The sequence below is a fragment of the Pseudomonas extremorientalis genome, assembly GCF_001870465.1.
Lineage (GTDB): Bacteria > Pseudomonadota > Gammaproteobacteria > Pseudomonadales > Pseudomonadaceae > Aquipseudomonas > Aquipseudomonas extremorientalis.
Window position 1 is genome coordinate 54,820 of the sequence record NZ_MDGK01000063.1, and the last position, 25,869, is coordinate 80,688.

The 25,869-nt window shown below is 62.1% G+C and carries 21 protein-coding genes and 2 pseudogenes; 18 read left to right on the forward strand and 5 right to left on the reverse strand.

The window, feature by feature from the left end:
• The first annotated feature begins 225 nt into the window (after window positions 1-225).
• Window positions 226-4,179 (forward strand): trifunctional transcriptional regulator/proline dehydrogenase/L-glutamate gamma-semialdehyde dehydrogenase, encoded by a 3,954-nt coding sequence (putA, locus tag BFN10_RS27260; protein WP_071492331.1) that lies wholly within the window; start codon window positions 226-228, stop codon window positions 4,177-4,179.
• A gap of 228 nt (window positions 4,180-4,407) precedes the next feature.
• Window positions 4,408-6,210, forward strand: coding sequence for an acyl-CoA dehydrogenase (locus BFN10_RS27265; RefSeq protein ID WP_071492332.1), 1,803 nt, complete (start codon window positions 4,408-4,410; stop codon window positions 6,208-6,210).
• Here the strand turns inward: BFN10_RS27265 and BFN10_RS27270 are convergent.
• Entirely contained in the window at window positions 6,207-6,500 is a 294-nt protein-coding gene (locus BFN10_RS27270) for a cell division protein ZapA (protein WP_071492333.1), read from the reverse strand. The genes BFN10_RS27265 and BFN10_RS27270 overlap by 4 nt on opposite strands.
• On the reverse strand, window positions 6,497-6,727 hold the full coding sequence (locus BFN10_RS27275) for a hypothetical protein (RefSeq protein ID WP_058423524.1): 231 nt from the start codon (window positions 6,725-6,727) through the stop codon (window positions 6,497-6,499). Before BFN10_RS27275 ends, BFN10_RS27270 begins: the two co-directional genes overlap by 4 nt.
• A 343-nt stretch (window positions 6,728-7,070) precedes the next feature.
• Between BFN10_RS27275 and BFN10_RS30260 the strand changes: the two are divergent.
• The 5 genes and pseudogenes from BFN10_RS30260 to selO form a co-directional block, all read left to right on the forward strand.
• Window positions 7,071-7,727 (forward strand): annotated as a pseudogene (locus BFN10_RS30260) (MCP four helix bundle domain-containing protein); the annotation flags it as partial.
• Between the two features lie 303 nt (window positions 7,728-8,030).
• Window positions 8,031-8,630, forward strand: a pseudogene (locus BFN10_RS30265) (methyl-accepting chemotaxis protein); the annotation flags it as partial.
• A gap of 173 nt (window positions 8,631-8,803) precedes the next feature.
• Window positions 8,804-10,546 (forward strand): potassium/proton antiporter, encoded by a 1,743-nt coding sequence (locus BFN10_RS27285; protein WP_058423526.1) that lies wholly within the window; start codon window positions 8,804-8,806, stop codon window positions 10,544-10,546.
• A gap of 50 nt (window positions 10,547-10,596) precedes the next feature.
• Complete coding sequence (mscK, locus tag BFN10_RS27290; RefSeq protein ID WP_071492335.1) at window positions 10,597-13,935, forward strand: mechanosensitive channel MscK; 3,339 nt, start codon at window positions 10,597-10,599, stop codon at window positions 13,933-13,935.
• Window positions 13,936-13,983: 48 nt separating this feature from the next.
• On the forward strand, window positions 13,984-15,447 hold the full coding sequence (selO, locus tag BFN10_RS27295) for a protein adenylyltransferase SelO (protein ID WP_071492336.1): 1,464 nt from the start codon (window positions 13,984-13,986) through the stop codon (window positions 15,445-15,447).
• Between the two features lie 39 nt (window positions 15,448-15,486).
• On the opposite strand, the gene BFN10_RS27300 is transcribed toward selO, so the two are convergent.
• A complete protein-coding gene (locus BFN10_RS27300) occupies window positions 15,487-15,888 on the reverse strand; it encodes a helix-turn-helix domain-containing protein (protein ID WP_071492530.1) in 402 nt (133 codons plus the stop codon).
• 8 nt (window positions 15,889-15,896) lie between these two features.
• Window positions 15,897-16,184 (reverse strand): type II toxin-antitoxin system HigB family toxin, encoded by a 288-nt coding sequence (locus BFN10_RS27305; RefSeq protein ID WP_071492337.1) that lies wholly within the window; start codon window positions 16,182-16,184, stop codon window positions 15,897-15,899.
• Between the two features lie 237 nt (window positions 16,185-16,421).
• Between BFN10_RS27305 and trxC the strand changes: the two genes are divergently transcribed.
• Window positions 16,422-16,856, forward strand: a complete 435-nt coding sequence (gene trxC, locus BFN10_RS27310; RefSeq protein ID WP_071492338.1) for a thioredoxin TrxC — start codon at window positions 16,422-16,424, stop codon at window positions 16,854-16,856.
• A 57-nt stretch (window positions 16,857-16,913) separates the two neighbouring features.
• Here trxC and BFN10_RS27315 read toward each other — a convergent pair whose 3' ends face one another.
• Entirely contained in the window at window positions 16,914-17,684 is a 771-nt protein-coding gene (locus BFN10_RS27315) for a ParA family protein (protein WP_071492339.1), read from the reverse strand.
• Window positions 17,685-18,033: 349 nt separating this feature from the next.
• On the opposite strand from BFN10_RS27315, the gene BFN10_RS27320 reads away from it, so the two are divergent.
• The 10 genes from BFN10_RS27320 to BFN10_RS27365 are packed head-to-tail and all read left to right on the forward strand — an operon-like array spanning window position 18,034 to window position 25,863.
• On the forward strand, window positions 18,034-18,753 hold the full coding sequence (locus BFN10_RS27320) for a beta-ketoacyl synthase chain length factor (RefSeq protein WP_071492340.1): 720 nt from the start codon (window positions 18,034-18,036) through the stop codon (window positions 18,751-18,753).
• Entirely contained in the window at window positions 18,729-19,541 is an 813-nt protein-coding gene (locus BFN10_RS27325) for a lysophospholipid acyltransferase family protein (protein ID WP_071492341.1), read from the forward strand. Before BFN10_RS27320 ends, BFN10_RS27325 begins: the two co-directional genes overlap by 25 nt.
• The gene (locus BFN10_RS27330) at window positions 19,519-19,788 is read left to right on the forward strand and encodes a phosphopantetheine-binding protein (RefSeq protein ID WP_071492342.1); all 270 of its coding nucleotides are present in this window, start codon (window positions 19,519-19,521) and stop codon (window positions 19,786-19,788) included. Before BFN10_RS27325 ends, BFN10_RS27330 begins: the two co-directional genes overlap by 23 nt.
• 9 nt (window positions 19,789-19,797) lie before the next feature.
• Window positions 19,798-20,052 (forward strand): acyl carrier protein, encoded by a 255-nt coding sequence (locus BFN10_RS27335; RefSeq protein ID WP_016979215.1) that lies wholly within the window; start codon window positions 19,798-19,800, stop codon window positions 20,050-20,052.
• Entirely contained in the window at window positions 20,049-20,594 is a 546-nt protein-coding gene (locus tag BFN10_RS27340) for a COG4648 family protein (protein WP_071492343.1), read from the forward strand. The genes BFN10_RS27335 and BFN10_RS27340 overlap by 4 nt, the downstream gene beginning before the upstream one ends.
• Window positions 20,591-22,261 (forward strand): acyl-CoA synthetase family protein, encoded by a 1,671-nt coding sequence (locus BFN10_RS27345; RefSeq protein WP_071492344.1) that lies wholly within the window; start codon window positions 20,591-20,593, stop codon window positions 22,259-22,261. The genes BFN10_RS27340 and BFN10_RS27345 overlap by 4 nt, the downstream gene beginning before the upstream one ends.
• Complete coding sequence (locus BFN10_RS27350) at window positions 22,254-22,988, forward strand: glycosyltransferase family 2 protein (RefSeq protein WP_071492345.1); 735 nt, start codon at window positions 22,254-22,256, stop codon at window positions 22,986-22,988. The genes BFN10_RS27345 and BFN10_RS27350 overlap by 8 nt, the downstream gene beginning before the upstream one ends.
• Window positions 22,985-23,920, forward strand: a complete 936-nt coding sequence (locus BFN10_RS27355; RefSeq protein WP_071492346.1) for an LpxL/LpxP family acyltransferase — start codon at window positions 22,985-22,987, stop codon at window positions 23,918-23,920. Before BFN10_RS27350 ends, BFN10_RS27355 begins: the two co-directional genes overlap by 4 nt.
• Window positions 23,904-25,445, forward strand: a complete 1,542-nt coding sequence (locus BFN10_RS27360; protein WP_071492347.1) for an HAL/PAL/TAL family ammonia-lyase — start codon at window positions 23,904-23,906, stop codon at window positions 25,443-25,445. The genes BFN10_RS27355 and BFN10_RS27360 overlap by 17 nt, the downstream gene beginning before the upstream one ends.
• Window positions 25,438-25,863 carry an acyl-CoA thioesterase gene (locus BFN10_RS27365; protein ID WP_071492348.1) on the forward strand — a complete coding sequence of 142 codons (426 nt, stop codon included), beginning with the start codon at window positions 25,438-25,440 and terminating at the stop codon, window positions 25,861-25,863. The genes BFN10_RS27360 and BFN10_RS27365 overlap by 8 nt, the downstream gene beginning before the upstream one ends.
• Window positions 25,864-25,869: the final 6 nt, after the last annotated feature.

The window sequence follows — 25,869 nt, forward strand, 5'->3', positions numbered from 1 at the left end:
GCGCAAAACACCTCGTTTTTGCTCCTTTTCGGAGCAAGAACAGCCGATCTCAGAAGCAAACGCACCAAGGCGAAGCGGATTCCGTCGAAGGCCGGTTTTTTTCCCGATCACGATCGAAAAAATCATGAAGAAAATGGGTTGCACCCGGTTGCACCTCAGCATGCGCAAAGCTAATCTTGCCGCCAGCTGATGCCACTCGGTAGTGGCACCCATGAGGATAAGAAAATGGCTACGACCACCCTTGGGGTCAAACTTGACGACCCGACCCGCGAGCGCCTCAAGGCTGCCGCGACCTCCATTGATCGCACGCCTCACTGGCTGATCAAGCAGGCGATTTTCAATTACCTGGAGAAACTGGAGGGTGGTGCAACCCTGACCGAACTCAATGGTTTGAGCAGCAAGGACGCCGACGACGCGGGCGAGGTCCAGACCGACCACGCCCACCAGTGCTTCCTCGAATTCGCCGAAAGCATCCTGCCGCAATCCGTGCTGCGTGCGTCGATCACTGCCGCTTACCGTCGCCCCGAGCCGGAAGTGGTGCCGATGCTGATCGAACAGGCCCGCCTGCCGGCGCCGATGGCCGAAGCCACCAACAAGCTCGCCGCCTCGATTGCCGAAAAACTGCGTAACCAGAAGAGCGCCGGCGGCCGTGCCGGGATTGTCCAGGGCCTGCTGCAAGAGTTTTCCCTGTCGTCCCAGGAAGGCGTCGCCCTGATGTGCCTGGCCGAAGCGCTGCTGCGCATCCCGGACAAGGGCACCCGCGACGCGCTGATCCGCGACAAGATCAGCACCGGCAACTGGCAGCCGCATTTGGGCAACAGCCCGTCGCTGTTCGTCAACGCCGCCACCTGGGGCCTGCTGCTGACCGGCAAACTGGTCGCCACCCACAATGAAGCCGGCCTCACCTCGTCCCTGAGCCGCATCATCGGCAAGAGCGGCGAGCCGATGATCCGCAAGGGCGTCGACATGGCCATGCGCCTGATGGGCGAACAGTTCGTCACCGGCGAAACCATCGCCGAAGCCCTGGCCAATGCGAGTAAGTTCGAAGCCAAAGGCTTCCGCTATTCCTACGACATGCTCGGTGAAGCCGCGCTCACCGAACACGATGCCCAGAAGTACCTGGCCTCGTACGAACAAGCCATCCACTCCATCGGCAAAGCCTCCCACGGCCGTGGGATTTATGAAGGCCCGGGCATTTCCATCAAGCTGTCGGCGCTGCACCCGCGCTACAGCCGTGCGCAGTATGAGCGCGTGATGGATGAGCTGTACCCGCGCCTGCTGTCCCTGACCCTGCTGGCCAAGCAATACGACATCGGTTTGAACATCGACGCCGAAGAAGCCGACCGCCTGGAGCTGTCCCTGGACCTGCTCGAGCGCCTGTGCTTCGAGCCTCAACTGACTGGCTGGAACGGCATCGGTTTCGTGATCCAGGCCTACCAGAAGCGTTGCCCGTATGTGATCGACTACGTCATCGACCTGGCGCGCCGCAGCCGCCACCGCCTGATGATCCGCCTGGTAAAAGGCGCGTACTGGGACAGCGAAATCAAGCGCGCCCAGGTAGAAGGCCTGGAAGGCTACCCGGTGTACACCCGCAAGGTGTACACCGACGTGTCCTACATCGCCTGCGCACGCAAACTGCTGTCGGTACCGGAAGTCATCTACCCGCAGTTCGCCACGCACAACGCCCACACGCTTTCGGCCATCTACCACATCGCCGGTCAGAACTATTACCCCGGCCAGTACGAGTTCCAGTGCCTGCACGGCATGGGTGAGCCACTGTACGAGCAGGTTGTAGGCAAGGTTGCCGATGGCAAGCTGAACCGTCCGTGCCGCGTGTATGCACCGGTCGGCACCCACGAAACGCTGCTGGCCTACCTGGTCCGTCGCCTGCTGGAAAACGGCGCGAACACTTCGTTCGTCAACCGTATTGCCGACCAATCCATCTCGATCCAGGAGCTGGTGGCCGATCCGGTGGCCAGCATCGAGCAAATGGCCACGCTGGAAGGCGGCTTCGGCCTGCCGCACCCGCGCATTCCATTGCCACGTGACCTGTACGGCAGCGACCGCGCCAACTCGGCCGGTATCGACCTGGCCAACGAACATCGCCTGGCATCGCTGTCCTGCGCCCTTCTCGCCACCGCTCACAACAACTGGAAAGCCACGCCGATGCTCGGTTGCACCTCCAGCGAGCAAGCAGCGGCGCCGGTGCTCAACCCGTCCGACCTGCGCGATGTAGTCGGTCATGTGCAAGAAGCCACCGTCGAAGATGTCGACAACGCCATCCAGTGCGCAATCAGTGCCGGTCCGATCTGGCAGGCCACCCCGCCCGCCGAACGCGCCGCGATCCTGGAGCGCGCCGCCGACCTGATGGAGGGCGAGATCCAGCCGCTGATGGGCCTGCTGGCCCGCGAAGCCGGCAAGACCTTCGCCAACGCCATTGCCGAAGTGCGTGAAGCCGTGGACTTCCTGCGCTACTACGCGGTGCAGGCACGCAACGACTTCACCAACGACGCCCACCGCCCACTGGGCCCGGTGGTCTGCATCAGCCCGTGGAACTTCCCACTGGCCATCTTCAGCGGCCAAGTCGCCGCCGCATTGGCCGCCGGCAACCCGGTACTGGCCAAGCCGGCCGAACAAACTCCGCTGGTCGCCGCGCAAGCCGTGCGCATCCTGTTGGAAGCCGGTATTCCGGAAGGCGTGCTGCAACTGCTGCCGGGCCAGGGCGAAACCGTGGGTGCCCGCCTGGTGGGGGATGATCGAGTCAAAGGCGTGATGTTCACCGGCTCCACCGAAGTGGCGCGCCTGCTGCAACGCAACGTCGCCGGCCGCCTGGATGCCCAGGGCCGTCCGATCCCGTTGATCGCCGAAACCGGCGGCCAGAACGCGATGATCGTCGACTCCTCGGCGCTGACCGAACAAGTCGTGATCGACGTGGTGTCTTCGGCCTTCGACAGCGCCGGCCAGCGTTGCTCGGCCCTGCGCGTACTGTGCCTGCAGGAAGATTCAGCAGACCGTGTGATCGAAATGCTCAAGGGCGCCATGGCTGAATGCCGCCTGGGCAACCCGGAGCGCCTGTCGGTGGATATCGGCCCGGTGATCGACGCCGAAGCCAAGGCCGGCATCGAGAAACACATCCAGGCCATGCGCGACAAAGGCCGCAGCGTATACCAGGTGGCGATTGCCGATGGTGAAGAGATCAAGCGCGGCACCTTCGTGATGCCAACCCTGATCGAACTGGAAAGCTTCGACGAGTTGCAACGCGAGATCTTCGGTCCGGTGCTGCACGTGGTGCGCTACAAGCGTAAAGAGATCGACCAGCTCATCGGCCAGATCAACGCTTCCGGCTACGGCCTGACCCTGGGCGTGCACACCCGTATCGACGAGACCATCGCCAAGGTGATCGACAACGTCAATGCCGGTAACGTCTATGTGAACCGCAACATCGTCGGTGCCGTGGTTGGCGTACAACCGTTCGGCGGCGAAGGCCTGTCGGGCACTGGTCCAAAAGCCGGTGGTCCGCTGTACCTGTACCGCCTGCTGTCGACCCGTCCTACGGATGCGATCGAGCAATCCTTCGTACGCTGCGACGCACTGGCCGCACCGGATGTTCGTTTGCGCGACGCCATGAGCCAACCGCTGACGGCCCTCAAAACCTGGGCCGACAGCAACCAGTTCAGCGAACTCAGCGCCCTGTGCAGCCAGTTCGCCGCGCAATCGCAAAGCGGTATCACCCGCCAACTGGCCGGCCCGACCGGCGAGCGCAACAGTTACGCCATCCTGCCCCGCGAGCACGTTCTGTGCCTGGCGGACGTGGAAGGTGATCTGTTGACGCAACTGGCGGCAGTGCTGGCCGTGGGCGGTTCGGCGGTATGGCCGGAATCTGACCTGACCAAAGCCTTGTTCCCACGCCTGCCGAAGGAGATTCAGGCGAAGATCAAGCGCGTGGCCGACTGGACCAAGGACGAAGTGGTGTTCGATGCGGTATTGCACCACGGTGATTCCGACCAGTTGCGCGCGGTGTGCCAGCAAGTGGCACAGCGTGGTGGCGCGATTGTCGGGGTGCATGGTTTGTCCCAGGGCGAGACGGCGATTGCGCTGGAGCGTTTGGTGATTGAGCGGGCGTTGAGTGTTAACACTGCTGCGGCGGGTGGCAACGCCAGCCTGATGACCATCGGCTAACCCTGACGAAACACGGCCAAAATGTGGGAGGGGGCTTGCCCTCGATAGCAGTGGATCAGTCACCTGTGTATTGACTGAAGCGCCGCAATCGGGGGCAAGCCCCCTCCCACATGGCCTGCACCCTACCTCCCACCCGCGTTTTGCCTCTGCATCACCCAAATCAATGTTGCTATCCAGCCTCTATTCGCGCACTTAGACTCAGGCCAATTCCTCCAAAGGTAATCCGCCATGTCCGAGACGCTGCTCAGTTCCCGCAATCTGGCTTTCGAGCTGTACGAAGTCCTCGATGCCGAGGGCCTGACCCAGCGCGAGCGGTTTGCCGAGCACAATCGCGAAACCTTCGACGCGGCCATCAGCACCGCCCGCAGCATTGCGGAAAAATACTTTGCGCCCCACAACCGCAAGAACGACGAGAACGAACCGCGCTACGAAGACGGCAAGGCCATTCTGATTCCGGAGGTCAAACCGGCGGTGGATGCGTTCCTTGAAGCCGGTTTCCTCAACGCAGCACGCAGTTTCGAAGCCGGTGGCATGCAACTGCCCACCCTGTTGTCACAAGCCTGTTTCGCGCACTTCCAATCGGCGAACGCCGCGTCCACGTCCTACCCGTTCCTGACCATGGGCGCCGCCAACCTGATCGAAAGCTTCGGCACCGACGATCAGAAACAACGCTTCCTGCAACCGATGATCGACGGCCGTTTCTTCGGCACCATGGCACTGACTGAACCCCATGCAGGTTCATCGCTGTCGGATATTCGCACCCGCGCAGAACCAGCGGCTGACGGCACCTATCGCCTCAAGGGCAACAAGATCTTTATTTCCGGCGGCGATCACCCGCTGTCGGAAAACATCGTGCACATGGTGCTGGCCAAGCTGCCGGACGCGCCCGCCGGGGTGAAGGGCATTTCGCTGTTTATCGTGCCCAAGTTCCTGGTCAACGACGATGGCAGCCTGGGCGAGCGCAACGATGTGTTGCTGGCCGGTCTGTTCCACAAGATGGGCTGGCGCGGCACCACCTCCACGGCGTTGAATTTCGGCGATAACGGCAACTGTGTCGGTTATCTGGTGGGTAAACCGCACCAGGGGTTGAGCTGCATGTTCCAGATGATGAACGAGGCACGCATCGGCGTGGGCATGGGCGCGGTAATGCTTGGCTACGCCGGCTACCTCTATTCCCTGGAGTACGCCCGCGAACGCCCTCAAGGTCGCCTGCCCGACAGCAAGGATCCTACAACCGCACCGGTCTCGATCATCCAGCACGCCGACATCAAGCGCATGCTGCTCACACAAAAATCCTATGTGGAAGGCGCCTTCGACCTGGGCCTCTACGCCGCACGCCTGTTCGACGACACCACCACCCTGGAAACCGAAGACGCGCGCAAACAGGCCCATGAACTGCTGGACCTGCTGACCCCCATCGTCAAATCCTGGCCGTCGGAGTTCTGCCTCAAGGCCAACGAACTGGCGATCCAGATTCTCGGCGGCCACGGCTACACCCGTGAATACCCGGTGGAGCAGTACTACCGTGATAACCGCCTGAACCCGATCCATGAAGGCACCCATGGCATTCAGTCCCTGGATTTGCTGGGGCGCAAGCTGGCACAAAATGGCGGCGCGGGCTTGAAGCAACTCATCAGGTTGATCGCCGAAACCGGCGCCCGTGCGCAGCAATATCCAAGCCTCACTGCACTGAGGGAACCGCTGGAACAACTGGTGAACCGCCTGCAAGGCGTGACCATCGGCCTGCTGACGGATCTCGCCCAGGGCAAGGTCAACAGCAGCCTGGCGAACTCGGCGCTGTACTTGAAGGTGTTCGGACATACGGTGATTGGCTGGCGCTGGCTGGAACAGGCAATTCGCGCCGAAGAAGGCTTGGCCAAGGGCAATGCGGCCGATGTGGCCTTCTACAAAGGCAAGCTCCGGGCAGCCCGGTACTTCCTGACCTGGGAAGTACCGGGCTGCCATCATGAACTGGCGATTCTGGAGGCACGCGATGACACGTGCCTCGGTATGCAGGAGGAGTGGTTCTAAGGCGTTCCGATCGCCTTGGAAATCACATCGACCGTGGCGCTGACTTGCTCTTGGTAACGGTCGAGTTCCTGCTGGTGAGCCTGCTGCATTTCGATCTGCTCGGCGCACAGGTTCAGCGCCGCCAGCACCAGTAATTTGTCACCGATCAGGGTCGGGTACTTTTTCTTGGTGGTGGCCAGGGAGGCCTTGAGCAGGGTCACGGCGTGCATCAGGGTCTTATCTTCCCCAGGCGGGGCCTTGATCGAGTAATCCTCTCCGAGAATCGAAACGACCTTTATCCCTTCACTCATGCGCTGACAGGCCCTGCACTCACACGCTCAACCAGCGCCTGGATACGGGCGGCGGTGGCGCCGTGCTTCTCTTCCTGTTCCATCAGGCTCAGTTGCAGGCTGTCGTTCTCATCCTTGGCGCGGGCCAGTTCGGCCTTGAGGGATTCATTGCTGCCCAGCAGGTCCTGATTCTGTTGTACGAGGTCGCTGACGAGTTGTTCCAATTGGCTGAGAGATGCTTCTAACATTTTGATTTCTCTGGCTTTTCAAAGGGCGGTGACGATAAAGAAAATTCACCTCGGATGCCAGGGTTATCCCCGGCGCGCGGCCCGTTTTTTAAGGGCCGGGCCGCACTTTCGAGCCTTAGTGACTGCATTTACCGGATCTGGTTCCTGAATCAGTCAAACCCCTCGTCAGGTGCGACAAAACCGCACACGCCCCTTTAGACTTTAGTCGTACGACCGATAGAGAGGCACACCCCGTCTCACGGCCGCACGGATCGCGCTTCTCCCCCAGGATTCCCGCATGTCGCTTCGTAATATGAATATCGCTCCGAGGGCCTTCCTCGGCTTCGCGTTTATTGGTGCGTTGATGTTGTTTCTCGGTGTGTTCGCCCTGAATCAGATGAGCAAAATCCGCGCCGCCACCGAAGACATCACCCTGTCCAGCGTGCCGAGCATTCGCGCCCTGGATGAGTTCACCCAACTGACCCTGCGCCTGCGGGTGCTGTCGTACCGCCTGCTGACCAACCGTGAACCGGATGTGCAACAGAAAACCCTGGAAGCCTTCGAGCTGCGCAACCAGCAGATCCGCACCGCCCAGGGCATCTACGAAAAACTGATCGAGAGCAGTGAGGAGCGTTCGACCTATGACGAGTACGTACGCCTGCTCGGCCAGTACCACCAGATTGAAGAGCGCATGAAGAGCCTGTCACGGGCCAATCAAGTGGAGGAACTGCGCAGCCTGCTCAACACCGAATTGCTCAGCAACTCCGAGCAAGTCAACGCCGTGCTCACGCGGCTGCTGGACCTCAACAACACGATGGCCCTGACCACCAATAAGGAAGCCGAGGACCAATACAACATGGCCTTCAACCTGGTGGTAAGCCTGTTGGTGGTCGCCACGCTGCTGACCCTGCTGTTTGCCTGGCTGTTGACCCGCAGCATCACACTGCCCATTTCCCAGGCATTGGAAGCTGCGGAAGAAGTGGCCGAAGGCAACCTGACCCGCCCGATCAAGGTCGACGGCAACGACGAAGCCGGGCGCCTGCTGGCAGCCATGGCCAAGATGCAGGACAAGCTGCGCGACACCCTGCAACGCATCGCCGGTTCCGCCACCCAGTTGGCATCGGCCGCCGAAGAGTTGAACGCGGTCACCGACGAAAGCGCCCGTGGCCTGACCCAGCAAAACAATGAAATCGAACAAGCCGCCACGGCGGTGAATGAAATGACCAGTGCCGTCGAAGAAGTTGCTCGCAATGCGGTGAGCACCTCCGAAGCGTCGCGCAACGCCACCACCTCCGCCGGTGATGGCCGTGATCTGGTGCAGGAAACGGTCGGCGCCATCGAGCGCATGAGCGCCGACGTGCAAGCCACCGCGACCCTGATTGGCGACCTGGCCAATGAGTCCCGCGATATCGGCAAGGTACTCGACGTGATCCGTGGCCTGGCCGACCAGACTAACCTGCTGGCCCTGAACGCGGCGATTGAAGCCGCGCGTGCCGGTGAAGCCGGTCGCGGCTTTGCGGTAGTGGCCGATGAGGTGCGGGCCCTGGCCCATCGCACACAGCAGTCGACCAGCGAAATCGAGCGGATGATCGGCAGTATCCAGGCCGGCACCGAGCACGCGGTGGATTCTATGCGCAACAGCACCGAACGCGCCGAATCGACGCTGAACATCGCCAAAGGTGCCGGGATGTCACTGGATACCATCAACACCGCAATCGTCGAGATCAACGAGCGCAACCTGGTGATCGCCAGCGCGGCGGAAGAGCAGGCGCAGGTGGCGCGGGAAGTGGACCGCAACCTGGTGAACATCCGCGATTTGTCGGTGCAGTCGGCCACCGGCGCCAGCCAGACAAGCGCGGCGAGCAGTGAACTGTCGCGCCTGGCAGTGGACCTGAACGGCATGGTCGGCCGCTTCCGCCTCTGACTGAAACAACTGGGTCAAAACTGTGGGAGTGGGCTTGCCCCCTCCCACATTTGAATCGCTGTGAATCTGGAAAAGCTTTTTGACAGCGCAGCAATTCAACAGGTTAGAATCGCTGGCACGCAGACTGCATGGTCAGTTTGCGCCCTGTCTTGTTTGCCCATGGAGTACTGCCTTTGAATGCGACGACCATCAACAGCCTGTTCCTGATCGGCGCGTTGCTGGTAAGTGCGAGCATTCTAGTGAGTTCTCTTTCGTCCCGCCTGGGGATCCCGATCCTGGTGATCATCCTGGCCGTGGGCATGGTCGCCGGCGTCGACGGCGGCGGCATCATCTTCGACAACTACCCGACCGCCTACCTGGTGGGCAACCTCGCCCTGGCCGTGATCCTGCTTGATGGCGGTTTGCGCACGCGGGTGGCGAGTTTCCGCGTGGCACTCTGGCCGGCGTTGTCGCTGGCCACGGTGGGGGTGTTGATTACCACCGGCCTCACCGGCATGGCCGCGGCCTGGCTGTTTGACCTCAATATCATCCAGGGCTTGCTGATTGGTGCGATTGTCGGCTCGACGGACGCCGCAGCCGTGTTCTCGCTGCTCGGCGGCAAAGGCCTGAACGAACGGGTCACCGCCAGCCTGGAGATCGAATCCGGCAGCAACGACCCGATGGCGGTGTTTCTCACGGTCACCCTGATCGACATGCTCGCCAGCGGCCAGACCGGCCTGCACTGGAGCCTGCTGACGCACCTGGTGCGCGAATTCGGCATCGGCGGCATCGTCGGCCTGGGCGGCGGCTGGTTGATGTTGCAGATGGTCAACCGCATCAACCTGGCCACCGGCCTGTACCCGATCCTGGTGATCGCCGGTGGCCTGTTCGTATTTGCCGTGACCAACGCCCTGCACGGCAGCGGCTTCCTCGCCGTGTACCTGTGCGGCCTGGTGATAGGCAACCGCCCGGTGCGCAGCCGTCATGGCATTCTGCATATGCTCGACGGCATGGCCTGGCTGGCGCAGATCGGCATGTTCCTGGTGCTGGGCCTGCTGGTCACGCCCCATGACTTGCTGCCGATTGCGTTGCCGGCCCTGGGCCTGGCGCTGTGGATGATCCTGTTTGCACGGCCGCTGTCGGTGATGGTTGGCCTGCTGCCCTTCAAGGCGTTCCATGGCCGCGAAAAAGCCTTTATCGCCTGGGTCGGGTTGCGCGGCGCGGTGCCGATCATTCTGGCGGTGTTCCCGCTGATGGCCGGACTGCCCCATGCGCAGCTGTACTTCAACCTGGCGTTCTTTATCGTACTGGTGTCACTGCTGGTGCAGGGCACGAGCCTACCGTGGGTCGCCAAGCTGCTCAAGGTCACCGTCCCGCCGGACCCGGCGCCGATTTCCCGCGCGGCGCTGGAAGTGCACGTCACCAGCGAATGGGAGCTGTTCGTCTACCGCCTGGGCGCGGAAAAATGGTGCATCGGTGCCGCCCTGCGCGAGCTGAAAATGCCCGAAGGCACGCGGATTGCCGCGCTGTTCCGTGGCCAGCAACTGCTCCATCCGTCGGGTAGTACCGTGCTGGAAGTCGGCGACTTGCTCTGCGTGATCGGCCACGAACACAACCTGCCAGCCCTGGGCAAACTGTTCAGCCAGGCTCCGCAACGCGGGCTGGATCTGCGCTTCTTCGGCGACTTCGTGCTGGAAGGCGACGCCCAGCTGGGCGCGGTGTCGGCCTTGTACGGCCTGAAGCTGGAGGGCATCGACCCGGACATGCCGCTGAGCAGCTTCATCACCCAGAAAGTCGGGGGCGCGCCCATCGTCGGCGACCAGGTGGAGTGGAACAACACCATCTGGACCGTTGCGGTCATGGACGGGAACAAGATCGGCAAAGTGGGCGTCAGATTCCCCGAAGGAAGTCGCCCGGGCCCCGGACTCTTCCTCTAAACTGCGGGGCGATGACGCCCCCGATTCTTCACCTTGCACGACCGGTCTCTATGCCAACCTTGCGCACTCTTCTCGCCACTGCCCTGCTGAGCCTGACCCTGTGTGTCGGCGTCGTCCACGCCGCCGACCCGCCCAGCGCCGAGGCTATCCAGCAAACCCTGGACAAGCTGCCCGACCGCAAGCTGCCCGACGCCGACATGAAGGCGCTGCAGACCATCCTGCAGCAAACCCTGACGTACCTGGGCAACAAGCAGGATTACGAGCAGCGCCTGGCCGACCTCAAGCGCCAACTGGAAGACGCCCCGCGCCAGACCACCGAGAACCAGCGCGAACTGACCCGGCTCAAGGCAACCAAAGTCATCCCGGTCGCCCAGCGCTACGCCAGCCTGCCGGTGCCACAGCTTGAACAGTTGCTGGTGCAGCGCAGCACCCAGCAAGGCGACCTGCAAAAAGAACTGGCCGATGCCAACAGCCTGTCCATCGCCGCCCAGACCCGTCCTGAGCGCGCCCAGACCGAAATCAGCAACAGCCAGACGCGCATTCTGCAGATCAACTCGACCCTCAAGGCCGGTAAAGACAACGGCAAGACCCTCAGCGCCGACCAGCGCAACCAGCTCAACGCCGAACTTGCGGCCCTCAACGCGCTGATCCCCCTGCGCCGCCAGGAACTGGCTGGCAACAGCCAGCTGCAAGACCTGGGCAACAGCCAGCATGACCTGGTGATGGAAAAGACCGCACGCCTGGAACAAGAGATCCAGGACCTGCAGACCCTGATCAACCAGAAGCGCCTGGCCCAGTCCCAGCAGACCGTGACCCAGCAGTCCATCGAAGCGCAAAAGGCCGGTGGCAGCAGCCTGCTGGCCACGGAAAGCGCGGCCAACCTGAAGCTGTCCGACTACCTGCTCAAAAGTACCGACCGCCTCAACGACCTGACCCAGAAGAACCTGCAGACCAAGCAGCAACTGGACACCGTGACCCAGAGCGACTCGGCCTTGGACGAGCAAATCAACGTGCTCAAGGGCAGCCTGCTGCTGTCAAAGATCCTCTACAAGCAAAAGCAGGCCCTGCCGCGTCTCACCGTGGACCGCGACCTGGCGGACGACATCGCCAACATTCGCCTGTACCAGTTCGAGGTCAACCAGCAGCGCGAGCTGATCAGCTCGCCCAGCGCCTATGTGGATAACCTGCTGGCGAACCAGGCGCCGGAGGATGTCACCCCGCAGCTGCGCCGCACCTTGCTCGAATTGGCGATCACCCGCAGCGACCTGCTGGAGCGCCTGAGCCGTGAACTGAGCGCGCTGCTAAACGAATCCATCACGTTGCAACTGAACCAGAAACAACTGCTTAGCACCGCCACCACCCTGCGCGCGACGCTGGATGAGCAGATGTTCTGGATTCCCAGCAACAAGCCGCTGGATACCGAATGGCTGGAAACCGTCCCCGCGCACCTGAGCAAGCAAGTCGCCACCCTGCCCTGGGCGTCCAGCGTCAGCGAACTGTATGACGGCCTGACCCAACGCCCGCTGCTGTTCCTGCCCCTGCTGCTGTTGATCGGCGCGTTGCTGTGGCGTCGTAAAAACCTGTACCAGCGCCTGAACAAGGTGCACCTGGACATCGGCCACTTCAAGCGCGACAGCCAGTGGCACACGCCCCAGGCCATCCTGATCAACATCCTGCTGGCGATGCCGGTGTCCCTCGGCCTTGCGCTGTGCGGGTATGCGCTGCAAATCGACGCCCGTGGGCAAAACGCCAACCTCGGTTCAGCCCTGTTGCAGATCGCTCAGGCCTGGCTGGTGTTCTACACCGCCTATCGCATCCTGGCGCCCGGTGGCGTGGCCGAACTGCACTTTCGCTGGGAAAAGCCCCAGGTCGAATTCCTGCAAGGCTGGGTGCGCAAACTCGGGCTGGTGGTATTGGCCCTGGTGGCCGTGGTCGCCATCGCTGAACACCAACCCGCGGCGCTGGCCGACGACGTGCTGGGCATCGGCGTGGTGCTGACCTGCTACGCGCTGATGGCCTGGCTGCTGGGCCGCCTGTTGCTCAACAGCCCTACGCACGAAAAGGCTTCGCTGTTTCGCAAGGCCGTGGGCCTGCTGTTTACCGCGCTGCCCATCGCGCTGTTTATCGCCGTGTGCTTCGGCTACTACTACACCGCACTCAAGCTCAGCGACCGGCTGATCAATACCCTGTACCTGCTGATGTTCTGGCTGGTGATCGAAGCCACCTTCGTCCGTGGCCTGGGCGTTGCCGCCCGGCGCCTGGCCTATGCGCGCGCCCTGGCCAAACGCCAGGCCGCCAAGGAAGCCGGCGACGGCGAAGCGGTGATCGAAGAACCGACCCTGGACATCGAGCAGGTCAACGAGCAGTCCATGCGCCTGATTCGCCTGGCATTGCTCGGCGGTTTTATCGCCGCGCTGTATTGGGTGTGGGCGGACCTGATCTCGGTATTTTCCTACCTGGATAACGTCACGCTGTACGAATACACCAGCGGCACCGGTGCGAATATCAGCATGGTGCCCATCAGCATCGGCGACTTGCTCGGCGCGCTGATCATCATCGGCATTACCTTCGCGCTCGCGCGCAACTTACCGGGTTTGCTCGAAGTATTGGTGCTGTCCAAACTGGACCTGGCCCAGGGCAGCGCCTACGCGACTACCACGCTGTTGTCCTACGTGATTGCCGGCGTCGGTTTCGTCTCCACCCTGTCGACCCTCGGCGTGAGCTGGGACAAGTTGCAATGGCTGGTGGCGGCGCTGTCGGTGGGCCTGGGCTTTGGTATGCAGGAGATCTTCGCCAACTTCATCTCCGGCATCATGATCCTGTTCGAACGCCCGGTGCGCATCGGCGACACCATCACCATCGGCAACCTGTCGGGCACGGTGAGCAAGATCCGCATCCGCGCCACGACGATCACCGACTTTGACCGCAAGGACATCATTGTCCCGAACAAAACGTTCATTACCGGACAACTGATCAACTGGTCACTGACCGACACCATTACCCGCGTCACCCTCAAGCTCGGCGTGGACTACGGCTCCGACCTGGACCGCGTGAAGGAACTGCTGCTCAAGGCCGCCCGCGAGAACCCGCGGGTACTCAAGGAGCCGGAACCCCATGTGTACTTCCTCAACTTCGGCGAAAGCACCCTCGACCATGAACTGCGCATGCACGTGCGCGACCTGGGCGACCGCAACCCGGTGATCGACGAAGTGAACCGCTTTATCAATCGCGAGTTCAAGAAAGAGCACATCAACATCTCGTTCCGCCAGATGGAGGTCTATCTCAAGAACCTCCACGGCCAGGAATACAAACTGGTGGAAGTCGACACCCCGGCCAAGCCCGCCAATGACGGCGGCGTGCAGGAACCACCACCGAGCAAACTCGACTAACCGCGCTATCCCCAGCAGAATGCTCGGACATTCTGCTGGAGATGGCCGGTGAAAGCCCTCGACGAACTGACCTTCGACAACCGCTTCGCACGCCTGGGCGATGCGTTCTCAACCCACGTATTGCCCGAGCCCCTCGACGCACCGCGCCTGGTCGTGGCGAGCGAGGCCGCCATGGCCCTGCTCGACCTGGACCCCGCCGTTGCCGAAACACCGGTGTTCGCCGAACTGTTCGGCGGGCACAAACTGTGGGCCGAGGCAGAGCCGCGGGCGATGGTCTATTCCGGGCATCAGTTCGGCGGCTACACCCCGCAATTGGGTGACGGCCGTGGGTTGTTGCTGGGCGAGGTGTACAACGAGGCGGGCGAGCATTGGGACCTGCACCTCAAGGGCGCCGGCATGACGCCTTACTCACGCATGGGCGATGGGCGTGCCGTGCTGCGCTCGTCGATCCGCGAATTCCTCGCGTCCGAAGCGCTGCATGCGCTGGGCATCCCCAGCAGCCGCGCGCTGTGCGTGATCGGTTCCGACACCCCGGTGTGGCGCGAAAAACAGGAACGCGGCGCGATGGTGTTGCGCATGGCGCACAGCCATATCCGCTTCGGGCATTTCGAATACTTCTACTACACCAAGAAACCCGAGCAGCAGGCGCAACTGGCCGAACACGTGCTCAACCTGCACTACCCCGAATGCCGCGAACAGCCCGAGCCGTACCTGGCGATGTTCCGCGAAATCGTCGAGCGCAATGCTGAGCTGATCGCCAAATGGCAGGCGTATGGCTTCTGCCACGGGGTGATGAACACCGACAACATGTCGATCCTCGGTATCACCTTCGACTTCGGACCGTTTGCATTCCTGGACGACTTTGACGCGCACTTCATCTGCAACCACTCGGATCACGAAGGGCGCTATTCCTTCAGTAATCAGGTGCCGATCGGGCAGTGGAACTTGAGTGCATTGGCGCAGGCGCTGACACCGTTTATCAGCGTCGATGCGTTGAAGGAAGCACTTGGGTTGTATCTGCCGCTTTATCAAGCGAACTACCTGGACCTGATGCGCCGCCGCTTGGGGCTGACCACCGCCGAAGACGATGACCAGCAACTGGTCGAGCGTTTACTGAAGCTGATGCAAAACAGCGGCGTGGATTACACCCTGTTCTTCCGGCGCCTGGGGGATGAATCGGCGGCGTTGGCCGTAGCGCGGCTGCGCGATGACTTTGTCGACCTGGCCGGGTTTGATGCCTGGGCCGAGCAGTACCAGGCGCGCGTTGAGCGGGATGGGGAGTTCAGCGAAGAACAACGCCGTGCGCGGATGCATGCGGTGAACCCGCTGTATATCCTGCGCAACTACCTGGCGCAGAACGCCATCGTTGCCGCCGAATCCGGGGATTACAGCGAAGTGCGGCGGTTGCATGCGGTGCTTTCCAAGCCGTTTGAGGAGCAAGCGGGGATGGAGCAGTACGCACAGCGGCCGCCGGATTGGGGGAAACATTTGGAGATTAGTTGTTCGTCATAGGAGGCCTATCCAGAAGATCGCCCACCGCCGTGATCGTGATCAGATGAACATATCCACAGGGACCTTGAAGAACTCCGCCAGCCAACGAATCTGCCGAACGTTCAGCTGGCGTTTTCCACTCAGGATTTCTGAGACAACCGACTGAGCGCCGACACCAGGCAGGTCACTTTGCGTCAAGCCATGCTCCTGCATCATTGAACGCAATACATCGACACCGCTCGCCTCAGGTATTGGCCAATGCTCTAAGTCATAGGCCTCAACCCAATCACCGATGATATCGACCAGCCCCATCAGCGGATGGGTTTCATCGTCCCCCACGATATCCAGCAATTCGTCGAGCGCCTCTACCAACACATCGTAATCAGCCTCGGTTTTCGGCTTACGCAACAAGGGGGACACGAACTTCCAATGCTCGGCGACTTGCTCGATCAATACACTCATTTTTCCCATTACTCCTTCCACTTACCCTTGTCGTATTCACGATGGTCCAAAACATGCCGGATGTAGAGACGCTGCATTCGATAGCGCACGATGGCAATAAGGCGGAGCTTGTTGCCTGCGATATTGAACACATGCAGCGCCCCCACTTTATCCACAGCAGGGAAAACTGCTCTCAACGTCGCAAAGTCTTCAGGGTTGATGACTTTGACCTTCCGATGCCACTCATCCAGAGCACTGGCTGAGTGAGGCCATTTTTCCTTGGCATTTCGTATTTGCTTCGCACTGATCACTCGCATGCAACATCCCTATCGCATCTTGCTATGAAGGTTAAACTCGAACGCTGACTATCGCAATTTGCTATAGAGTCGATCGGACCGGTGGTGCTTTGTCGAACACGCTTTCACAGCCTAGGTAGGTATGCCCAACCAGCACGCAAAAATCTGTGAGCATATGCAACGCCGCTTCATAACTTGATAACACCTGCGTCCGGCTCCACATTGAACTTCACTGACTGCTTTCATTGGAGCCCCACCATGCCCGAACCTCTTGTCATCCCCTGCCCCCACTGCAACGGCCTCAACCGCATCCCCGGTGAACGCCTGGGTGATGCGCCCAAATGCGGGCGCTGCAAGCAGCCGGTTTTGTCGAACAAGCCGTTTGAGTTGAAGCAAGGCGACTACGCCAGTCAAATCAAGGGCGATTTGCCGTTGCTGGTGGATGTGTGGGCGGACTGGTGTGGGCCGTGTAAGTCGTTTGCGCCGGTGTTCGAGCAGGCGGCCGGGCAGTTGGCGGGCAAGTGCCGGTTGGCCAAGCTGGACAGCGAGGCCAATCAGCAGTTGTCGGCACAGTTGGGGATTCGCTCGATTCCCAGTTTGATTCTGTTCAAGAACGGCCGCGAAGTGGCGCGCCAGAGTGGGGCGCTTGCGTTGCCGCAATTGATGAGCTGGTTGCGTAGCCAAGGCGTGTAACTCGGCCTTGGAAACCACCCATCCCCCTCCCACAGGGTTTTTGTGTTGTCTTTTGGATCACGCGTTTTCCAGCAGGTTATGCAACTCTACAAACTGCTGCGTCAGCTTGTGCCGTGGGTCCAGGTGGATCAGCGGCTTGCTCTCCTGGTGCGACTCACGCATGCGCACGGAGCTGGCCAAGTACACCGGCAGCACCGGCAACCCTTCTGCAATCAACTCATCCAGCATCTGCTGCGGCAGGCTCGCCCGGGCCTGGAACTGATTGACCACGATGCCTTCCACTTCGAGGTCCTCGTTGTGGTCTTCCTTCAACTCTTCGATCTCCGCCAGCAGACCATACAGGGCCTGGCGCGAGAAGCTGTCGCAATCGAAGGGGATCAGCACGCGATCAGCGGCAATCAGCGCTGAAACCGCATAAAAATTCAGCGCTGGAGGCGTATCCAGGTAAATCCGGTCGTAATCTTCACTCAGCTCATCCAGCAGCTTTCGCAGCTTGTTGATCTTGTGCTTGGCCTCGAGCTTGGGCTGCAGGTCCGCCAGCTCTGCGGTTGCGGTGATCACGTGCAGGTTGTCGAAGGGGGTCTCGTAGATATCCACTCGGTTTTTCTTCGAAAACGGCCCGGAAGACAGGGTTTGCTTGAAGAATTCGGCAATACCCATGGGGATATCGTCGCCGGTCAGCCCAGTGAGGTATTGGGTTGAATTGGCTTGCGCATCGAGGTCCACCAACAGGGTTCGATAACCTTCGCTGGCGCTGACTGCCGCCAGGTTGCAGGCAATGCTGGACTTGCCAACGCCACCTTTTTGATTGAACACCACACGCCGCATGGAAAAACCTCCGTGTATCAATGAATGTCCGAGTGTAGAGGGCAAAAGCGCCTGTTAGCTACCTCGTTCATCCATGCACTGCTGCATCACGATGCCATTGGCACGATAGCTGTCATACACAGCCCACAGATTAAAAAGAACGGTCCGACAATCCATCCAGTCCTTGGGTAAAGGACAATCTGTCAATTCTTTCCACTATTTTGTAATCGACCGTGCACAAATCTTTACCAAAGTTTGCTAGAACCCCACGGCACCGGGATAATGCGCGCCATTCGGCTATTGTTCCCTGTCCCGGTATTCGGGGCCAAAAGTCGCACATGGAAGCCCGCAGGGGCGGGACAACTTCTCAGTGATCACTTTCAACATCGCCCAATGGCGCGCCTGGGCCCCCGGGCTCGATAGCGTGGATGACTGGTGCGCCTGGTGTCAGGCGCCGGCGTTGCTGCCCGCAAGTGATGCAGCCCCTGATGTCTCGTTCCTGCCTGCCATGCAACGCCGCCGCCTGAGCAGGCTGGCGCGCATGGCGTTCAGCGTGGGTTGGCCACTGGCCGAAGGCCTGCAGGACCTGCCGCTGGTGTTTATCTCCCGGCATGGCGAAACCCCGCGCACCCTTGACATCCTCAGCGACCTGGCCAGCGAACAACCGCTGTCGCCAACCCAGTTCAGCCTGTCGGTGCACAATGCGGTGATTGGCCTTTGGTCGATCCTGCGCAATGAAACCAGCGAAATGACCGCCCTCGCCGCCGCCGGCGATGGCCTGGAGCACGGCATGCTCGAAGCCGCCGCGCTGCTCAACGAAGGTGCGACGGCGGTTTTACTGGTGATAACCGAAGAGCAGGCGCCCGAAGCCTATGCCAGCTGGATCGTCGACGTGCCCTTCCCCTACGCCCTCGGTCTGCTGCTGACGCCGGGCGACGAGTGGCAACTGGAACTCGGTACCGGCACTGTCCAACCCACTCAAACCCAGTGGCCCCACGCCCTGAACCTGCTGCGCACCCTGCTCACCGAACAGGTCGCCTGCCAACATGCCTGGAAGAACCGCGTATGGAACTGGCAACGCAAGCCCTGAATGACAAACCACGAGACGCCTATTACTGGCGTCTGTTCGCCACCGCCGCCAGCTTTGCGCTGTTCGGTTTCGGCGGGTTGTGCCTGCGTTTACTGGTGTTTCCGTTGCTCAGTTGCCTGCCAGGGGACGCTGCAAAGCACCGCAGCCGCGCCCGTCACACGATCAGTTGGCTGTTCTGGTTCTTTATCCGCCTGATGCAACGCGTCGGCGTGCTGACCTACAGCGTCGAAGGCGCCGAAAAGCTCGGTCGCCCGGGCCAGATGATCATCGCCAACCACCCATCGCTGATCGACGTGGTATTCCTGATCGGCCTGGTGCGCCAGGCCAATTGCGTGGTCAAACAGAGCCTGTGGCAGAACCCGTTCACCCGCGGCCCGGTGCGCGACGCCGGTTATATCAGCAACGACGGCAGTGCCGAGATGCTCGATGCTGCCGCAGACGCCCTGCGCAGCGGCCAGACCCTGATCATCTTTCCCGAGGGCACCCGCACCACACCCGGCGCGGCGCCTGCCTTTCATCGTGGCGGTGCCGCCATTGCACTGCGGGGTGCGACAATCATCACCCCCGTGGTGATCAAGGTCAGCCCGACCACGCTGACCAAGGCCGAACCCTGGTATCGCATCCCTAAATGCCGCGTGCACTTCAGTTTGCGGGTGGGTGCCGATATAGAACCACAGGCGTTCGCAACACTGGGGCCCGCGCCCCAGGCCTCACGCAAGCTCAACGATTACCTGCATCACTATTTTATTAAGGAGCTCGCCGAAGATGAGCGACCAACACCGCCTTGAGCACGACATAAAGGCGCTGATCATCGAGGCCCTGGGCCTGGAAGATATCAGCGTCGACGATATCGGCAGCGATCAGACCCTGTTCGGCGAAGGCCTCGGCCTGGATTCGGTAGATGCCCTGGAACTGGGCCTGGCGATCCAGAAAAAGTACGGCATCAAGATCGATGCCGACGCCAAGGACACCCGCAATCACTTCACCAACGTGGCCAGCCTTGCGGCGTTCGTCACGGCCAGACAGGCAGCTTGAGACCGGACCATGCAAACTCGTGACGATATTTTCAACACCCTGCGCGATGCCTTGGTGGAACTGTTCGAACTGCCGCCGGAACGCGTCACTCTGGACGCCAACCTGTACCAGGACCTGGAAATCGACAGCATCGATGCCGTCGACTTGATCGACCATATCAAGCGCCAGACCGGCAAGAAGATCGCCGCCGAGGAATTCAAGGCTGTGCGCACCGTGAACGACGTGGTTGAGGCGGTGTACCGTCTGGTCACGCCTGCCGCATGAGCCGGCTGATCGGCCTTGGCCTGTTGCTGGCGGGGCTGCTGTACCCCTTTGCGGTGTATTACGGCACCGAACACTTTGCCCCGTGGCAATTCGGTCTGCTGCTCGGCAGTCTGTGGCTGCTGCGCGCGCTGACCGGTGCACGACGCCCGGGCAGCCGCTGGATGGCGCTGGCGGTGATCGTGTTCTGCCTGTTGCTGGCCTGGTTCGACAACCCCCGCCTGCTGCGCTGGTACCCGAGCCTGGTCAGCGCGTTCATGCTGGCGCTGTTCGGCCTGAGCCTCAAATATGGCCCGCCGATGGTCGAGCGCTTGGCGCGCATGACCGACCCGGTGCTGGCGCCGCATGCCATCGTGTACACCCGCCAGGTCACCGTGGTGTGGAGTGTGTTTTTTCTGTGTAATGGCCTGCTCGCCGCGGCCCTCACCCTGTGGGCACCGCTGAGCTGGTGGACGTTGTACAACGGCCTGATCGCCTACGGGCTGATGGGGCTGTTGTTTGCCGTGGAATGGCTAGTACGACAAAGGGTTCGAGGCCGCGTATGAATGGGTTGAAACTTGAGCACGTGCTGCTTGAGCCGCTGGAACAGCGTCCGGTTACCACCGAACCTGCCATGAATCACGCCCAACTGTGGGCATACTCCCTGAGCCTGGCGGCGGGCCTGCAAGCCCGCGGCATCCAGCGACTGGCCGTGTACCTGGAAGATGCCGGCCTGCTGGCGATTGCCCTGCTGGGTGCCTGGCGGGCCGGAGTCAGCGTACTGCTGCCCGCCGACCTGCAACCTCAGACCCGCCAACGCTGGGATGAAGCCGTCGATGCCTGGCTGACCGAAGCGGCTGACCTTGAGTCGCTGTATGCGGCGCCATTGAGCGCTGCCGCACTTGACCTGGACGCTTGCCAACTGAGCCTGTGCACCTCCGGCTCCAGCGGCGAACCCAAGCGCATCGACAAGACCCTGCGTCAACTGGCCAACGAGGTCGAGGCCCTGGAAACCCTGTGGGGCCAGGACCTCAAGGACGCCTGCATCATCGGCAGCGTCGCCACCCAACACATCTACGGTTTGCTGTTCCGCGTCCTGTGGCCGCTGTGCGCCGGCCGTACCTTTGTGCGCAAGCAACTGGCATTCCCCGAAGACATGCAGCGCGCCAGTCGCGAGCATGCGCACTTTGCCTGGGTTGCCAGCCCGGCACTGCTCAAGCGCATGGGCGATAACCTCGACTGGCCGGCGCTGAGCAGCGTGTCGCGGGTGTTTTCGTCCGGCGGCGCGTTGCCGGTGGACGGCGCCGGCAGCCTGTACGACCGCTTGCAACAATGGCCGACCGAGATTCTCGGCAGCTCGGAAACCGGCGGCATCGCCTGGCGCCAAGGCGCACAGCCTTGGCAGCCGTTTACCGACGTGCAACTGAGCCAGGATGCCGACGGTGCCCTGCGCATTGCATCGCCTTACCTGCCTGAGGGGCATGTCGAACAGACCGCCGACGCCGCACGCATCCATGCCGATGGCCGTTTCGAGCTGCTCGGCCGCCTGGACCGCATCGTCAAGCTGGAAGAAAAACGCATCTCCCTGCCCATGCTGGAACACGCGTTGATGACCCACCCGTGGGTCGCCGACACCCGCCTGGGCGTAGTCCAGGAAAATCGCGCCTCGCTTGGTGCGCTGGTGGTGTTGAGCGCCGAAGGCCTGCATGCCTTGCGCAATCAAGGCCGCCGGACCGTCACCCAAACCCTGCGCCAACACCTGAGCCAGCACTGCGAAGCCCTGGCCCTGCCGCGTCGTTGGCGGTTGCTGAGGCAGCTGCCGCTGAACAGCCAAGGCAAACTGCCTCAGGCCGACATCGAGGCACTGCTGCTGGCACCCCGGCCCAAGGCACCGGAAGTATTGGAGCGCGTCGAAGCCAACGGCGAATGGACCGTGCAACTGAGCGTCCCGCCAGACCTGGCCTATTTCAGCGGCCACTTCCCGGTCACGCCGGTGCTGCCGGGCGTGGTGCAAGTCGAGTGGGCGTTCAACCTGGGCCAACAACTGCTCGATTTGCCACCGAGTTTTGCGGGTATGGAAGTGCTCAAGTTTCAGCAATTAGTGCGCCCAGGCGATGGGATCGAACTGCACCTGCGCTTTGACCCGGAACGCGGCAAATTGTATTTCGCCTATCGCAACGGCGTAGCGGCCTGCTCCAGCGGACGCATTCAGTTGGTGGCATCCAATGCATGACCCCTGCGCCCTGATCCCGGTCTACAACCACGAAGCCGCCGTGCCGGCCGTGGTCCGCAGCCTGCTGGACAGCGGCCTGCCCTGCCTGTTGGTGGATGACGGCAGCAGCCCGGCGTGCGCAGCGGTATTGGCGCAACTGGCAACCCTGGACAACGTCACCCTGCTGACCTTGCCGAACAACCAGGGCAAAGGCGGCGCAGTGATGGCCGGCTTTCGCGAAGCCGCACGCCTGGGTTTCAGCCACGCCCTGCAAGTCGACGCCGACGGCCAGCATGACCTGCGCGAAGTCGAGACCTTTATCGACACCTCGCGCCGGCACCCCGATGCGATTATCTGCGGCTATCCCGAATACGACGACAGCGTGCCCAAAGGCCGCTTGTACGCGCGCTACCTGACCCACGTGTGGGTGTGGATCAACACCTTGTCGTTGCAGATCCGCGACTCGATGTGCGGCTTTCGCGTGTACCCGCTGGCACCGGTGCTGGCGCTGATGGACTCGGCCTACATCGGCACGCGCATGGACTTCGACTCCGACATTCTGGTACGCCTGGCCTGGCGCAACCAACCGATGCGCTGGCTGCCGACCCAGGTGCATTACCCGGCCGATGGCCTGTCGCACTTCCGCCTGTTCCGCGACAACGTACGCATCTCGGCCATGCACACCCGGCTGTTCTTCGGCATGCTGATCCGCGCGCCGATGATCCTGTGGCGGCGGTGGCAGGCATGAGCGACAGCATCAAACACTGGGCCGACCGCGAGGAGCGCGGCAGCTATTGGCTGATGAAACTCACCGCCTTCGCCGCCAAGGTCCTTGGTCGTCGACTGCTGAGCCCGGTGTTGTACGGCATCGTCCTGTACTTCTTCCTGTTCGGCCGCACCGCCCGACAGAGCGCCTGGCAATACCAGCAGCGCCTGGCCGACTGGAGCGGGCGTGACGAACTGCGCCCTACCCACTGGAAAGTCTTCGGCCAGTTCATGGCCTTTGCCGACTCGTTGCTCGACAAGCTCGACGTGTGGAACGGCAAGCTGCGCCTGGAGCAGATCGAAATCAACGACCCTGCGCAATTGCGCGGGCAACTGCGGGGCGAGCGCGGGCAGATGCTGGTGGGCGCGCACCTGGGCAACCTCGAAGTGTGCCGGGCGCTGGCCGAGATCGGTGAACAGGTCACCATGAACGTGCTGGTGCACACCAAGCACGCCGAACAATTCAACCGCCTGTTGGGCGAGGCCGGGGCGACGCACTTGCGCCTGATCCAGGTCAGCGAGCTGGACCCGGCCACCATGCTGCTGCTCAGCCAGCGCCTGGATGACGGCGAGTGGCTGGCCATCGCCGGCGACCGCGTGCCGCTGCACGGTGGGCGCACGGTGCGTGTGGACTTCCTCGGCCACGACGCCGCCTTCCCCCAAGGCCCGTGGCTGCTGGCCGGCCTGCTCAAATGCCCGGTGAACCTGTTGATGTGCCTCAAGCACGGCAGCCGCTATCGCCTGAGCATCGAGCCGTTTACGCCGCTGATCGAATGGAAACGCACCACCCGCGAGCAGGTCATAGCCCTGTGGACCGCACGCTACGCCGCACGCCTGGGCGAGTTCTGCCTGGAAGCGCCCCGACAATGGTTCAACTTTTACCCTTTCTGGAAGACCGATGACCACGCATCTTGAGCCGGTAACCTTTGGCGAACGCCCTTTGCGCATCGAAGACGTGCTGGCCCTGGCCAACCGTCAGGCGCCTACGCAGTTGCAGGATGACCCCGCGTATCGCCAGCGCATCGCCAAGGGCGCACAGTTCCTCGACTCGCTGCTGGACAAGGAAGGCGTGATCTACGGCGTGACCACCGGATACGGCGACTCCTGCGTGGTGGCGGTGCCCTTGCAGCACGTCGAAGCGCTGCCGCGTCATCTGTACACCTTCCACGGTTGCGGCCTGGGCAAGTTGCTCGACGCCCAGGCCACCCGGGCGGTGCTGGCGGCTCGTTTGCAGTCGCTGTGCCACGGCGTATCCGGCGTGCGCGTGGAGCTGCTGGAGCGCCTGCATGCGTTCCTCGAACACGACGTGCTGCCGCTGATCCCGGAAGAAGGCTCGGTGGGCGCCAGCGGTGACCTGACGCCCCTGTCCTACGTGGCCGCAACCCTGTCCGGCGAACGTGAAGTGATGTTCCGTGGCGAACGCCGCCAGGCCGCCGACGTGCACCGCGAACTGGGCTGGGACCCGCTGGTGCTGCGCCCCAAGGAAGCCCTGGCACTGATGAACGGCACCGCCGTGATGACCGGCCTGGCGTGCCTGGCCTTCGCCCGCGCCGACTACCTGCTGCAACTGGCCACGCGCATCACCGCGCTGAACGTGGTGGCGCTGCAAGGCAACCCGGAACACTTCGACGAGCGGCTGTTCGCCGCCAAGCCGCACCCGGGGCAGATGCAAGTCGCCGCCTGGCTGCGCAAGGACCTGGCCATCGATGCGCCGACCGCGCCACTGCACCGCCTGCAGGACCGTTACTCGCTGCGCTGCGCGCCCCACGTCCTCGGCGTGTTGGCCGACAGCCTGAACTGGCTGCGTTCGTTCATCGAAATCGAGCTGAACAGCGCCAACGACAACCCGATCATCGACGCCGAAGAAGAACGCGTGCTGCACGGCGGGCACTTCTACGGCGGGCATATCGCCTTTGCCATGGACAGCCTCAAGACCCTGGTGGCCAACGTCGCCGACCTGCTCGACCGCCAGCTCGCACTGTTGGTGGACGTGCGCTACAACCACGGCCTGCCGAGCAACCTGTCCGGCGCGCCGGCTGACCGCGCCATGATCAACCACGGCTTCAAGGCGGTGCAGATCGGCACCAGCGCCTGGACCGCCGAAGCCCTGAAAAACACCATGCCCGCCAGCGTGTTCTCGCGCTCCACCGAGTGCCACAACCAGGACAAGGTGAGCATGGGCACCATCGCCGCCCGCGATGCGATCCGCGTGCTGGAGCTGACCGAACAGGTCGCCGCCGCGACCTTGCTCGCCGCCAACCAGGGCGTGTGGCTGCGGGCCCAGGCCGAGGATGCGCGGCCGCTGCCACCGGCCTTGGCCGCCATGCACGCGGATCTGGCCAAGGACTTCCCGCCGGTCATCGAAGACCGCGCCCTGGAAGGCGAACTGCGCCTGTGCCTGCAACGCATCGCCGAACAACACTGGAGGCTGCATGCGTAACCCTGGCGTGCTGCATTGCGACACTGAAATCCTCGTGCCATTTTTTGACGTCGACACCATGAACGTCGTGTGGCACGGGCATTACGTGAAGTACCTGGAGGTGGCGCGTTGCGCGCTGCTGGACAAACTCGGCCACAACTACGCGGCGATGCTCGAATCGGGCTATGCCTGGCCGGTGATCGACCTGCAACTGCGCTACGTGCGCGGCGCCGTGTTCGGCCAGACCATCAACGTACGCGCCAGCCTGGTGGAGTGGGAGAACCGCTTGAAGGTCAACTACCTGATCACCGACCTCGCCAGCGGCGAGCGTTTGACCCGCGCCAGCACCGTGCAAGTCGCGGTGGAAATCGCCACGCGCGAGATGCAACTGGCCTCCCCCAAAGTCTTCACCAACGCCGTCGAAAGGGCCCTGAAATGAAATCCC